10 protein-coding genes and 3 pseudogenes are annotated in these 13151 nt (G+C 57.2%); 11 read left to right on the forward strand and 2 right to left on the reverse strand.

What is annotated here, in order from left to right:
• A pseudogene (locus tag M3I53_RS37370) lies at window positions 1-193 on the reverse strand (IS256 family transposase); the annotation flags it as partial.
• A gap of 54 nt (window positions 194-247) precedes the next feature.
• Between M3I53_RS37370 and M3I53_RS37375 the strand changes: the two are divergent.
• The 10 genes and pseudogenes from M3I53_RS37375 to M3I53_RS37420 form a co-directional block, all read left to right on the forward strand.
• A pseudogene (locus M3I53_RS37375) lies at window positions 248-979 on the forward strand (porin); the annotation flags it as partial.
• A 418-nt stretch (window positions 980-1397) separates the two neighbouring features.
• The gene (locus tag M3I53_RS37380) at window positions 1398-2231 is read left to right on the forward strand and encodes an amino acid ABC transporter ATP-binding protein (RefSeq protein ID WP_254320747.1); all 834 of its coding nucleotides are present in this window, start codon (window positions 1398-1400) and stop codon (window positions 2229-2231) included.
• Between the two features lie 8 nt (window positions 2232-2239).
• A complete protein-coding gene (locus tag M3I53_RS37385) occupies window positions 2240-2911 on the forward strand; it encodes an amino acid ABC transporter permease (protein WP_254320748.1) in 672 nt (223 codons plus the stop codon).
• A 10-nt stretch (window positions 2912-2921) separates the two neighbouring features.
• Window positions 2922-3587: an amino acid ABC transporter permease gene (locus tag M3I53_RS37390; protein ID WP_254320749.1), complete on the forward strand. Its 666-nt coding sequence runs from the start codon at window positions 2922-2924 to the stop codon at window positions 3585-3587.
• A gap of 36 nt (window positions 3588-3623) precedes the next feature.
• On the forward strand, window positions 3624-4502 hold the full coding sequence (locus M3I53_RS37395; protein ID WP_254320750.1) for a dihydrodipicolinate synthase family protein: 879 nt from the start codon (window positions 3624-3626) through the stop codon (window positions 4500-4502).
• A 51-nt stretch (window positions 4503-4553) separates the two neighbouring features.
• On the forward strand, window positions 4554-5570 hold the full coding sequence (locus M3I53_RS37400; RefSeq protein ID WP_254320751.1) for a 4-hydroxyproline epimerase: 1017 nt from the start codon (window positions 4554-4556) through the stop codon (window positions 5568-5570).
• Window positions 5571-5587: 17 nt separating this feature from the next.
• Entirely contained in the window at window positions 5588-6859 is a 1272-nt protein-coding gene (locus M3I53_RS37405) for an FAD-binding oxidoreductase (RefSeq protein WP_309249574.1), read from the forward strand.
• A gap of 12 nt (window positions 6860-6871) precedes the next feature.
• Window positions 6872-8353 (forward strand): aldehyde dehydrogenase family protein, encoded by a 1482-nt coding sequence (locus tag M3I53_RS37410; RefSeq protein WP_254320753.1) that lies wholly within the window; start codon window positions 6872-6874, stop codon window positions 8351-8353.
• Between the two features lie 11 nt (window positions 8354-8364).
• The gene (locus M3I53_RS37415; protein ID WP_254320754.1) at window positions 8365-9396 is read left to right on the forward strand and encodes a proline racemase family protein; all 1032 of its coding nucleotides are present in this window, start codon (window positions 8365-8367) and stop codon (window positions 9394-9396) included.
• 72 nt (window positions 9397-9468) lie between these two features.
• Complete coding sequence (locus tag M3I53_RS37420) at window positions 9469-10176, forward strand: GntR family transcriptional regulator (protein WP_254320755.1); 708 nt, start codon at window positions 9469-9471, stop codon at window positions 10174-10176.
• A 185-nt stretch (window positions 10177-10361) separates the two neighbouring features.
• On the opposite strand, the pseudogene M3I53_RS37425 reads toward M3I53_RS37420, so the two are convergent.
• Window positions 10362-10484, reverse strand: a pseudogene (locus M3I53_RS37425) (IS6 family transposase); the annotation flags it as partial.
• Window positions 10485-10666: 182 nt separating this feature from the next.
• Between M3I53_RS37425 and M3I53_RS37430 the strand changes: the two are divergent.
• Entirely contained in the window at window positions 10667-12982 is a 2316-nt protein-coding gene (locus M3I53_RS37430; RefSeq protein ID WP_254320756.1) for a S9 family peptidase, read from the forward strand.
• Window positions 12983-13151 lie beyond the last annotated feature (169 nt).

Consider the following 13151-nt stretch of genomic DNA (forward strand, 5'->3'; position numbering starts at 1 on the left):
CCGCCGGATAACCCAGATGGTGTCCAAGTTCGGCACCCAGCGCCCGCTCGATCAGCGCCTTCTTGAACGCGGCTGAAGCGGCGTGCACCGCTTCGGCGGTCATGGGTCCCTTCACGAACTGGTCGATCAGCTCCTTCGGAATGGACGGTAACGCTGTCTGCGCTTCGGTAGTTGTCTTGGGTTTGCGTGGCATACATGCTCCTTGAGCTACATGTTATGCCTTGAACACAAAATCTATGACAGACCCCCCATACGAAACGACAATACCGACAACACATTCCGTGTGAACAACACCGTCAAATACACGAGCCCGAGCTTTTTGGGCCTGCAATTTGGCGGCACATACAGCTTCAGCAACGACACGAATTTTGCGAACAATCGCCGGTACAGCGTGGGCATGCAATACGCGACCGGCGGTTTGCTGTTCGCCGCAGCCTATCTTCAGGCGAACAATCCCTCGGCGACGGCCACTGGCGCAATCAACAAAGGCGGCGATGAGAATTTTCACGCGAACAAGCTCCGTATCATCGGTGCTGGGCTCAATTACACCTTTGGCAGCGCAACGCTGGGATTCGCATACACGAATACCTACGTCGTGCAACCTCTCAGCTCGGGCAATGTCGGTGCAATCACCCCGACCGGAGGCGCGACTTTATCTTCGCTCAGGTTTAGCAACTTTGAAGTCAACGCAAAATACCAAATCACCCCAGCGTTTTTCGTCGGTGCTGCGTACACGTACACGCGTACCAGTTTTGATGCAACCAGCGGCAAACTGCATCCAGTGTTCCACACCGCCGGGCTGATGGCGGACTAGAACCTGTCGAAGCGAACAGACGTCTATTTGCAGGGTGGTTATCAGCACGCAGGGGGCGACAAGACGGGCACGGTCCTCGACGTCGCGTACGTGCCAGGCTCGGACGCCGTTTCGTCCACCTCGAACCAGCTCGTCCTGCGCGCGGCCATCCGGCATAAGTTCTGACGAATTCGGTATCGCCTTCAATTGCGGCAGAGCGCACAGGCGTTCTGCCGCTCGTCGCATTGGCACCACGCATCGGGCTTGCTGCCCATGGCCTCCAGCTGAGGCCACCCGTTTCGGCGGCTATCGAGGGGCCACTTTCCCCCGTGTTTTCCCTGGAAATCCCCAATCAGTCGTTGACGACCACCTTTTGACTTTCTACTATGTGTACAACGTTGCACACAGTAAGAGGTGCAGACTTGTATCCTAAAGGTGGCGTTGTACGCGATAGTCGCGGCAGTTAGTTAGAAGTATGGCGCTCGGCCTGCAGGCGCGAAATGCGCCGGGGGCTGACATCGCGAAGGATTCAGGGCCAGTCGTCAAAGGGCAGATTCCATTCACACATCGCGTCCTTCCCGGCGCGCTCCGCTGGAGAGATTTCATGTTGTCACCGAAAACCATGGCTGCCAGACCTGGCGCTCCCTCGTCCGTCTTTGACTTCTCCCCGTCGACGACGGGAGACTTCGTGCAATTCCGGGATGTCTACAAGCGCTACGGCGAAAACCTGGTCGTCATGGACCGTTTGAGTCTCGACATGCGCGCGGATGACCGCCTGGTCATCATTGGCCCGAGCGGAAGTGGCAAGAGTTCGCTGCTGCGCGTCATGATGGGGCTGGAAGGTATTCAGGGCGGGCAGATTGGCTTCGAGGGCAAACCGTACATCTACGGCGCCGATTCTGGGCGCTCGAAGCGTATCGACGCAAAGCTGCAGAAGCAGATTGGAATGGTGTTCCAGCACTACACGCTATTTCCGCACCTTTCCGTGCTGGGCAACCTCATCCTCGCGCCTGTAAAAACCGCGGGTCTCTCAAAAGCGGAGGCGACCGAGCGCGCTCGTACGTACCTTGCGCGCCTGGGGCTCGAAAGCAAACTTCACGCGTATCCGAGCCAGCTCTCGGGGGGGCAGAAGCAGCGGGTGGCCATCGCACGGGCGCTCATGCTCGAACCGAAGCTGATGCTCTTCGATGAAGTGACGTCGGCCCTCGACCCCGAGATGGTCATTGAAGTGCAAAACGTGATGCTGCAGTTGGCCGAGCAGAAGATGGCGATGATTATCGTCACGCATGACATGCATTTCGCCCGGGACATCGCGACACGTGTGGTCTTTTGTGCCGGAGGAAAAATCGTCGAGCAGGGCGCCCCGGCGGAGATGTTCAAGTGCCCGAAGGAAGCTCGTACGCGGGAATTCCTCGAGAAAGTTCTGCATCTCGACTGAGGCCGACCATGAACTACCAGTTTGACTTCCACTTCCTGGAAGGAAGCTTCGGGTCCCTGCTCGAAGGCCTTAAGGTCACCATCGAACTCGCTGTTGCCTCAAACATCATGGGCCTCGTGTTCGGTTTTCTTCTCTGCCTGCTCGCCATGAGCCGCTGGGTTATCGTTCGCTGGCCCGCGCAGCTGTTCATCGAATTCTTCCGGTGCACTCCGGCACTGCTCCAGATCGTGTGGTTCTTCTACTGCATTCCGATGATGGTCAACGTGTTCATTGACCCCATTGTCATGGGCATTCTGGCACTCGGCCTGAACCTCACCGCCTTCAATGCGGAAGCCTACCGGGCGGGGGTGCAGGCAGTACCGAAAGAGCACCTGGATGCGTGCGTCGCGTTGGGATTGAGACCATGGCAGCGTACCTTGTACGTGGTCCTGCCGCAGGCACTTCGCAACGCAATGCCCGTCCTCATGACTAACGGCATTGGCAGCCTGCAGCAAAGTGCGCTCGTCGCGATTGTCGCAGTCGCTGACCTGATGTACGTCGGCAAGAGCCTGGCAACTCAGGCCTATCGGCCTCTCGAAACCTACACGGTCGTCGCTCTCATTTACTTCGCGCTTTCGCTTCCAATAGCGAGACTCGTCCACGTGATTGAGCGTCGCCAGGAACTGGCACATCAGCGCTAAGGAGAAGACCATGAATCTTGATTTTTCTTCTGTGTTGCCGTACTGGCTGGTCCTGCTCAAGGGGCTGGGTTTGACGCTTGCAATCACCAGCAGCTGTTCCGTCATTGGCAGTCTGGCAGGATTTGTTCTCAGTCTGCTCCGTATGTCGCCGTCTCGATGGATGAAAACAGTCACGACACTGTACGTCGAATTCTTCAGAGGGACGCCGCTGCTCATTCAGCTTTTCTGGGTTTTCTTCTGTTTTCCAGTCGTGTTCCGGATTCCGATTCCGCCGTACGCGTCGGTGGTCATTTCGCTCACCCTATACATGGCGGCCATTACGAGCGAGACGTTCCGCGGCGCACTGAAGTCTATCTCGTCGGAGCAACACGACGCGTGCATCGCGCTTAGCCTGACACCGCAAGCGAAGATTCTGTACGTGATATTTCCTCAGGCGCTCCTGAGAGCAATTCCTCCCTTACTCTCAAACGTCGTCAGCTTGTTCAAGGAGAGCGCACTCATCTCATCTGTGGGTGTAGCAGACCTGATGTTCGTAGGCCAGAACATTTCGAATAGCACCGCACGGCCGGTCGAGTTCCTGACAACGGTCGCAATGATTTACTTCTTTGTCGCTTTCCCGCTGACGCGTCTCGTCGGCGTGGTTGAGACGAAATTGCTCAGGCGCTTTGCCTACTAACCCCCCCAATCTTTCCTTCGTGAAGTGGAGAAACACATGCAGATGAAAGGTATCCTGCCGGCGCTCGTTACGCCGTTCAACGCGTCGGGCGCTGTCGACCATGACACCCTCGCGAACATCCTCGAATTTCAGCTGAAAGCTGGTGTGAACGGCTTCGTGCCGCTTGGCAGCACGGGCGAATACTACGCCCTGACGCACGATGAGCGTCGCGCCATTCTGAAGACGGTTCTGGAAGTCGTCGGCGACCGTGGCATGCTCATCGGTGGGGCAAACGGCTCGTGCACCCGCGAAGTTATCGAGCAGACGCGTCTGGTGCGCGACGCAGGTTATACGAACGTTCTGATTGCGCCGCCGTACTACGCTCTGCCGTCGCAGGACGAACTCATTGGCCACTATCAGGCGATTCTCGAAGCGGTGCCGGACGTCAACGTGGTCCTGTACAACTACCCGGTTCGCACTAACGTGGAAGTGGGCTTCGGTGTGCTGGACGCGTTCAAGGACAACCCGCGTGTCATTGGCATCAAGGAGAGCAGCGGTAACCTGCTGCGTGCCATCGAAATCGGGGAAAAGTACAAGGACCACTACCAGCTGTCGTGTGGTTCCGACGACCAGGCACTGGACTTCTTCCTGTGGGGCGCGACCAGCTGGATTTGCGGTCCGGCAAACTGCTTCGTCAAGCCGGTGGTCGACTTCTACAACAAGTTCACAGCAGGCGACATCCGCGGCGCGCAGGACGTGATGCGCTCGCTGTTCCCGGTCATGGCGACCATGGAGGCGGGCAAGTTTGTCCAGAAGGTGAAGTACGGCTGCGAACTGGCCGGGTTCAAGGTCGGCGCAGCGCGTATGCCGCTGCAGCCGCTGACTGCCGAAGAGAAGGCCGACTTTCGCGCCGTCTTCGAGGCGGCGCAAGGCTGACAAACGTCGGCGGCTTGGTCCGCCGGCAAGTCACTCTTCCAGGGATTCCGGATGAGCAAATACAGTTTCATGAGCATCGAGGGGCATACCGAAGGTATGCCCGTTCGCATGGTGATTGACGGAACTCCATTGCTTGCGGGCGCGACCATGGAGGCGCGCCGCGAAGCGTTTGTCGAAAGGCATGACTGGATTCGGCGTGCGCTGATGCTGGAACCGCGTGGACACGCCTATATGTCTGGCACGCTTCTGTATCCGCCGGTTTCCGACGATGCCGATATGAGCCTGCTTTTCATCGAGACTTCAGGTTGCCTGCCGATGTGCGGTCACGCCTCGATTGGCTCTGTTTCGTTTGCACTCGAAGCTGGTCTCGTCCGCCCGCGAGCCGCCGGCACCGTCATTGTCGATGTGCCCGCAGGGAAGCTCACCGCCAGGTACGAGATGGACGGTAGCCGGGTCGCTTCGGTCCGCTTCACGAACGTGCCGAGCTTCCTGCTTCATCGTGATGTCGAAATCCGGCACCCGCATTTCGGGACGCTGAATATCGACATTGCTTACGGCGGCAATTTCTATCCTATCGTGGAAGTGCAACAGAACTTCCCTGGCTGCGAGCACTTTTCTCCAGAGGAACTGCTGGAATGGGGCCGCCAGATGCAATCTGCGGTGAACGAAGCAATCGACGTGGTTCACCCCGATAACCCAGGCATTCGCGGGGTGAGGCACGTCATGTGGACCGGCGCACCTGTCTCGGAAGGCGCAGATGCCCGAGCGGTGGTTATCGCGGGCGAAAGCCTGATTGACCGCTCGCCATGCGGTACCGGAACGTCAGCGCGGGTGGCCCAGCGCCATGCGCGGGGTTTGCTTCGCGAACAAGAACCCTTCCGGCATCAGAGCCTGATTGGCAGCTGCTTTATCGGTCGGGTCGAATCGACAACACAACTCAAGATTGGTCTCGATGCGGTTTTGCCGAGTGTGGAAGGGCGTGCCTGGGTGACGGGGCGGGCGGAACATTACGTCGACGACTCACAGCCGTACGCTCATGGCTTCAGTCTGCAGGAGTATGTGAATTGAACGCAGTTCCTCGTGAAATGCCATCGCACGAGCCGGTTGCCTCATTGGGCGAAGCCGCCGTGGTGATAGGCGGTGGAATCGTTGGCGTGTGCTGCGCGCTGTATCTTCAGCGCGCCGGCTATGTGGTTACGCTCATCGACCCGGAAGAACCCGGCAACAGTACAGCGAAGTGGAGCTGTGGGCAGATGGCGGTGAGCGAAATCATCCCGCTTTCGAAGCCCGGCATCCTTATGAAAATACCGGGCTGGCTGATGGACCAGAAAGGTCCACTTGCACTTCGTCCGAGCGCGCTTCCCGGGATTGTTCCGTGGTTCGTACGGTTTCTCATGTGCGCGCGGCATTCGAAGATTGTCGACATCGCTCAGTCCATGGCGACGCTGACACGCGACGTCTATGAGGACTACGCTCCGCTGCTGGACGCGTGCGGCGACAAGGCACTCATGGGTGAGCGTCCCATCATCGAAGTATTCGACGACCCGAGTGGCATCGCTCATGAGCAGCCACACCTGGAACTGCGTGAGTCGCTCGGTTTCAAATCACAGCGCCTGAATGCAGAAGACATCGGCGACCTTGAGCCTGCACTCGCCGGCAAGTTCGCCCACGGGCTGCTTTTCCCTGACTGGCGTGCGGTGAGCGACACGATGGGATTCATTGCGGCACTGACGGAAAGCTTCATCGCGCAAGGTGGTCGCCGCGTCCGAACCGAGGCTAGCAGGATAGACGAGTCCAACGGTCACGCAACCGGCGTTGCCCTTGCGAATGGCGAACGAATCGCAGTTCAGCACGTTGTTGTGGCGGCAGGCACAGGAGCGCGACGTTTCTTCGGCTCTCTCGGCGTAAGTGTGCCACTGGAAGGAATCGCTGGTTACCAGGCCGTCGTTTCCGACCCCGGCGTGGAGATTCGGCATTCGACTATCTACGCAGACGGTGGCTTTTGCTTCACTCCCATAACTCGCGGCCTACAGATTGGCGGAACTATCGAGTTCGCAGGTAACGGTGCGAGACCGAACTTCAAGCGCGCGGACATCATCCTCGAGAAGGCAAAGCGCATCCTGCCCGAGCTACAGACCTCGAATGTCGAGTACGGCGTGGGCTATCGTCCATTCCTGCCGGACACGAAGCCCATCATTGACCGCTCGCGCAGACTGGGTAATGTCTTCATGGCGTTTGGACACGGTCAGCTTGGCCTGACGCTTGGCGCGACAACTGGCCGGCTGATTGCGGACATGGTTGCCGGCCGTCCAACAAAGCAGAACCTTGCGCCTTTTAGCGCCTATCGCTTCTCCTGACGAGACGAACTCATGAAATCGTACGAAAAACTCTATATCGATGGTCGCTGGGTGGCGCCCGTGCACAACGGTCACTTCGAAACCGTCGACCCGAGTAACGAGCAGGTCATCGCGAAGGTCGCGGCCGCGACTTCCGAAGATGTCGACCTCGCAGTCAAGGCTGCGCGCAAAGCGTTCGACGAAGGTCCGTGGCCGCGCATGAGTGGCGCAGAGCGCGCGGCCGTCCTTCGCCGGATTGGCAAGGGCGTTCGCGACCGTTTGCAGGAACTCGCTGAAATTGAGGTGCGCGACAACGGCAAGCCGCTCCCGGAAGCGCTCTGGGACCTCGGTGATGCGGCCGGGTGCTTCGACTTCTACGCGGGCCTTGCCGAGAAACTCGACGAAAACAGCGAGGCACCAGTCGCGCTGTCCGATGACCGCTTCAGTTCGGTCGCTCGTAAAGAGCCCATTGGTGTGGCTGGCGCCATCATTCCATGGAACTTCCCCATGCTCATGGCTGCATGGAAAGTCGCACCTGCGCTCGCGGCGGGGTGCACGATGGTCCTCAAGCCGTCCGAGCTTACGCCGCTCACGGCGCTCGAACTCGCCGACATTGCGGCAGCAGCGGACCTGCCACCCGGCGTGCTGAACGTAGTGACCGGCTTCGGCAAAGATGCCGGTGCGCCGTTGGCCGAACACCGGGGAGTCGACAAGCTAGCTTTCACGGGAAGCGTGCCGACCGGAAGCCGCATCATGCAGGCCGCCGCTCGCGACATCAAGAACGTCAGTCTCGAACTGGGCGGCAAGTCGCCGTTCATCGTCTTTGACGATAGCGACATCGATGCCGCAGTCGAGTGGATTATGTTCGGCATTTTCTGGAACCAGGGCGAAGTTTGCTCTGCTACGTCGCGCGTGCTCGTACAGCGTGGCATCTACGAACGCTTGCTTGAGCGGCTCGAAGAAGAAGCGCGGAAAATCACCATCGGTAACGGCCTTGAAGACGGCGTGCTGCTCGGGCCTCTTGTCAGCAAGGGCCAGTATGAGAAAGTGCTCGATGCTGTCCAGCGCGGCAAGGATGAGGGAGCCCGTCTTGTCACGGGTGGCAGCAGGCCCAAACACCTCGACAAGGGCTACTTCATGGAGCCCGTGGTCTTTGCCGACGTCCCCGCTGAGTCCTGGGTGTGGAACGAGGAGATTTTCGGCCCGGTCGTGTGCATCCGGCCGTTCGACGACGAAGCTGAAGCGGTGCGTTCAGCCAATGACTCGCGCTTTGGCCTTGGCGCGGCGGTGATGTCACGTGATATGCAGCGCTGCGAGCGTGTTGCACGCAATCTCCGTGCGGGTATCGTCTGGATTAACTGCTCTCAGCCGACTTTTACGGAGGCGCCGTGGGGCGGTTACAAGCAGAGCGGTATCGGTCGCGAGCTCGGCGAGTGGGGTCTGAATAACTACCTGGAAACGAAGCAGATTACCCGGTACGACAGCGACAAGCCGTGGGGCTGGTACATCAAGTAAGGTGGGCAATCATGCGCTGGAAAAAGACGCTTCAACTCGTAGACGTGCATTGCGAAGGCGAGATTGGCAAGGTCATCACCGGCGGGGTCGTAGGGATCCCGGGGGAGACCATGCTCGACAAGATGAACTACATCAACGAGGTAGACGACAGCCTTCGCAGGCTCGTCGTGCTGGAGCCGCGGGGCTGCCTCCAGATGTCGGTCAATCTGTTGCTGCCGCCGACGCGACCGGAAGCGCACGCTGGCTTCATCGTGCTGCAGGCGGACAAGGCGCACCCGATGTCTGGGAGCAATGCTATCTGTGTTGTCACCGCATTGCTTGAGCTTGGCATGGTCGAGATGGCGGAGCCGGAAACGACCGTCGTGCTGGATACGCCGGCAGGCCTGGTGACCGCTCGTGCGACATGCAGGGACGGCCGCTGCACTGGTGTTTCGCTGGATATGGTGCCGTCGTTCGTCGAGCAGCTTGACGTCACCATCGAAACCGCGCAGTTCGGGAAAATCCGGGCCGACATCGCCTTTGGCGGTGTCTACTACGCGCTCGTTGACGTTGAGCAGGTGGGACTGACGATTGCCCCAGCGAATGCGCGCGAGCTCGCCGAGCTGGGGGTGTCGCTGAAGGGCGTCATCAATCAGCAGATAACGGTTCAGCATCCGCTTTACCCTCAGATAAACGAAGTGGCCTACGTGATGTTCCGTAATCGTGTGAGCAACGGGCTCTACCAGACGTGCACGACTTTGCCTCCTGGCCGGGTGGACAGATCGCCCTGCGGTACGGGAAGTTCGGCAAACCTCGCGACGCTCGCCGCGCGTGGTCTGGCGGAAGTGGGTACGAAACTGAAGTCGCGCTCGACAATTGGGGGTGAATTCTCCGTCGAGCTGCTAGGCAAGACGGAAGTCGGCGGTCGGCCTGCGGTTCTGCCGCGTGTACAGGGCCGTGCCTGGATTTACGGCATCCAGCAGATTGGGGTTGACCCGGACGACCCGCTGGCTGCCGGGTTCATGCTGAGCGACACGTGGGGCTCGGGATTTCCTAAGGTCTGAAGGGCAGGGCGCTCGATGTTAAACTTTAATGCACGCCCGTCCTTCCGGGCCCACGACGATGGCGGTAAGACGATGAGCAAAGATACGAGTGAGGCAGAGGTCAATGTCCGTCGCCATGGCGGACGATATATCTACGAAGAGTTGCGCAGGCAGATTCTGACGCTGCAACTCAAGCCTGGCGCTCCGTTAGACGAAGTTTCGCTTGCGGCGCAATTCGGCCTTTCGCGCTCGCCTGTGCGCGACGCGCTGGCGCGACTTATCAGCGAAGGTATGGTCACCATCCTGCCGAATCGGACGACGCTGGTGACGCCACTGGAAATTGAAGAGTTTCCCAAATACATTTCTGCCCTTGACCTTATCCAGCGCGCGGTGACCCGGCTAGCCGCGCTCTATCGTACGGATGATGACCTGGTCCGCATCCAGAAGGCTGACGATGCCTACATGCGCGCGGTTGATAGTGGCGACTCGGAAGCGCTGACAGAGACGAACAAGGCTCTGCACATCGAAATCGCGCATGCGGCGAACAATCCCTATTTTGTGGGGTATTACGAGCGACTTTTGGGTGAGGGACAGCGCCTTACGCATCTCCATTTCGACTTCACCGTGACGTCAGCTAACGCGACGAAACTGGGGCGTGACCACGCGGAAATCATCGAGGCCATTACGCGAAAGGATGCCGATTTGGCCGAAAGACTCGCGCACGAACACACGATGCTCTTCCAGACGCGCTTCCTAGACTACATGCGCCAGAATATGACGGAATCAATGGCAGTTGTCTGATTGCGCAGCGGAGCCTTGGTCACTGCGCGGTACTCATCGCGCCTTTCGGGCTAGTCGCCGCTGCGCCTCAAGTCCTTCATAAACGTCCAAAGTTCAGGGACGTCAGATGTCGCGGCGTTGAATCTGAACCATTCGGATGCAGGCTCACCGGGGCGGAAGTATGACCCCGGCGCGAGCCAGATGCGCGAGTACGCCACGTACCAGCGCACGCACAGCAGAATCACGTCCACCGGATGGTGCAGGTGCTTGAGGACATTGGCAATGCCGCCTGGCAGGCTCGTGCGCGGCGTCTTCGCTGGCTTATTCATCTGCTGACTTGCGGTTTCCAAAACCGGCCATTCTACTTCCCGTTATCGCGACAGAACCTCACCGGTCGCCTCGCTTGCGCTCAGCGGACACTGATCATACCCACTCGCATTCACTGATGGCGTAAAAATTGCTGCAAGGTAAGCCGACGACGTAACCTAAACATAGTCAAGGCCAAACATCCATGCAAAAAATTGTCACCATCTCTCTGCTTCTAATTTCCTACTGCACGTTGCTATCGGCTGCTTACAACCAGGGGAACGGAACCATACACCCCCCCTTTGCTCTTACCCCCTCAGACTTTCAGCGGGCTCTCACAGGTCATTATCAATACTCGAATAAAATTGTCAATTTCGTCGATACCCCCCCTTTCTGGCTTTCGCCCGAGACCCTTGGCTACCGACGGACGACACATGGTGAGCGCCAGTTTATTAAATTCAATATCAAAACTGGGAAGAAGCAACCGGCTTTCGATCATAGCCGCCTTGCCGAAGCATTAAATAAGGCGGCCTCCTCGAATTTCCGAGGCAATTGGCTGCCCTTTGACCGCTTCGAAATCGGACAAGACGGCAACCAGTTGCTGTTCTCCATTGATTCCGTTCTGTGGGGTTGTGATCTTTCAAGCTACATCTGCACTAGGATCTCTCAGGGCGAAATCTTGTCATTTCATAACTACTTCACGCCAACGGCTGAAAGCGATAGTCGAATCACAAGCGATTCACCGGACGGCAAGTGGAAAGCATATATCAAAAACTACAATGTCTTTCTAATGAGTAAGGACGGATCAGTAAATGTACCGTTAAGTTCGGACGGGACAGAAGCGAACAATTACGTCTTCTCATCCATAAAGTGGTCCCCTGACTCCAATCACCTCGCAGGTTACCGTGTCGCCCTCGGCCAACCGCGTCAAATCATGCTTGTCAATTCCTCAACAACAAACCATCAAGCCAGGTATGAGACAATAGCGTATCCCAAAGCGGGAGATATTCTTCCGCGACCGCAACCGGTACTATTCGACATAGTCAACAAGCGCATGGTCAATATCGACAATGCTTTGTTCCCGAATCCTTTTGACCTTTCCCAAATTAATTGGTGGAAGGATGGGAGAGGCTTTACATTTGAGTACAACCAACGCGGCCATCAGCTCTACCGAGTAATCGAGGTGGAGGCAGCCACCGGCCGTACGCGCTCTTTGATCGATGAGGTCAGCTCCACGTTCGTCGATTATACAGATTTAAGAAATAACCAAATAAATGCCGGAAAACACTTTCGTTACAATGTTAATGATGGAGAGGAAATTATCTGGGCATCCGAGCGCGATGGATTTGAACATCTGTACCTCTTTAATGGCCGTACCGGTGTTTTAGAAAACCAAATCACCAAAGGTGACTGGATTGTCCGCGCGGTGGACCACATCGATCCAGTCAGAAGGGAAATTTGGTTTGAAGCAAGCGGAATGAATTTCGGTGAGGACCCTTATTTCGTTCATGCCTACCGAATTGGCTTCGACGGAAAGGGGCTGACATCACTTACGCCAGAACCGGCCAATCATCACATCGAGTTTTCTCCTGACGGTAGATTCTACGTCGACCTCTGGTCGCGTATCGACCTTCCCCCACGCATGGCGCTTTTCCGGTCTAGAGACAACGCTAAACTGATGCAGATCGAGAGCACCGACATCTCCCAACTCGAATCTAATGGATGGAGAGCACCAATTAATTTTGTTGCCAAAGGGCGCGATGGTAAGACCGATATTTGGGGAATCATTCATCTACCAGATAGATTCGATCCACATCTGAAGTATCCTGTGGTGGAGGATATATATGCCGGCCCGCAAGGCTCTCACGTCCCAAAGTCATTCACAACCACAACAGAGCCCCTTACCCAGTTGGGTTTTATCGTTGTGCAAATCGACGGAATGGGCACTAACAACCGTTCACGCCTTTTCCATGACGTCGCGTGGAAGAATCTGAAAGATGCAGGCCTTCCCGATCGCATTCTGTGGCATAAGGCGGCTGCCTCTCTATATCCCTGGTACGACATCTCGAATTTGGGAATCTTCGGTACATCAGCTGGCGGCCAGAACGCCATTGATGCACTGCTATTCCATTCGGACTTCTATAAGGTTGCGGTAGCCAACAGTGGTTGCTATGACAACCGTATGGACAAGATATGGTGGAACGAACAGTGGATGGGCTGGCCCGTCGGCATTGAATACTCACAGTCCTCCGCCATCGACAATGCCGACAATCTGCACGGCAAACTTATGCTTGTTGTGGGCGAAATGGACCACAATGTCGATCCGGCCTCCACCTTTGCGCTCGCCGACAGTCTCATTAAGGCGGGAAAGGAATTCGAAATGGTCTATGTGCCTGGTGCTGATCATGGAGCCCCCGGTATCTTCACCGAGCGTAAGCTCCTGGATTTCTTCGTTCGCAATGTTTTCGGGCAAGATCCGCCTAATTGGAATGCCACATCGACGCATTTTCCGTCGAGTTGATGACCCTTTATACTGATCGCCGTGACATTGAGTTCGTAGGATTTTTGTATAGTCACATTCAATCGTTTACGTTGGGCTCAGGACTGCTATTGCTTGCCTTCGTTGAACGCAAGCCCGCAAGATTCGTGTGGGAGACCGGCGCAGTGTCATCGCCGGTCGCTGAGCGTCG

The sequence above is a fragment of the Paraburkholderia sp. CNPSo 3272 genome, assembly GCF_024206495.1.
Classification (GTDB): domain Bacteria; phylum Pseudomonadota; class Gammaproteobacteria; order Burkholderiales; family Burkholderiaceae; genus Paraburkholderia.

Excerpts from the sequence above, each read along its gene's own strand:
- M3I53_RS37380 (WP_254320747.1), top strand. The coding sequence starts at position 1,398 with ATGTTGTCACCGAAAACCATGGCTGCCAGACCTGGCGCTCCCTCGTCC.
- M3I53_RS37385 (WP_254320748.1), top strand. The coding sequence starts at position 2,240 with ATGAACTACCAGTTTGACTTCCACTTCCTGGAAGGAAGCTTCGGGTCC.
- M3I53_RS37390 (WP_254320749.1), top strand. The coding sequence starts at position 2,922 with ATGAATCTTGATTTTTCTTCTGTGTTGCCGTACTGGCTGGTCCTGCTC.
- M3I53_RS37395 (WP_254320750.1), top strand. The coding sequence starts at position 3,624 with ATGCAGATGAAAGGTATCCTGCCGGCGCTCGTTACGCCGTTCAACGCG.
- M3I53_RS37400 (WP_254320751.1), top strand. The coding sequence starts at position 4,554 with ATGAGCAAATACAGTTTCATGAGCATCGAGGGGCATACCGAAGGTATG.
- M3I53_RS37405 (WP_309249574.1), top strand. The coding sequence starts at position 5,588 with ATGCCATCGCACGAGCCGGTTGCCTCATTGGGCGAAGCCGCCGTGGTG.
- M3I53_RS37410 (WP_254320753.1), top strand. The coding sequence starts at position 6,872 with ATGAAATCGTACGAAAAACTCTATATCGATGGTCGCTGGGTGGCGCCC.
- M3I53_RS37415 (WP_254320754.1), top strand. The coding sequence starts at position 8,365 with ATGCGCTGGAAAAAGACGCTTCAACTCGTAGACGTGCATTGCGAAGGC.
- M3I53_RS37420 (WP_254320755.1), top strand. The coding sequence starts at position 9,469 with ATGAGCAAAGATACGAGTGAGGCAGAGGTCAATGTCCGTCGCCATGGC.
- M3I53_RS37430 (WP_254320756.1), top strand. The coding sequence starts at position 10,667 with ATGCAAAAAATTGTCACCATCTCTCTGCTTCTAATTTCCTACTGCACG.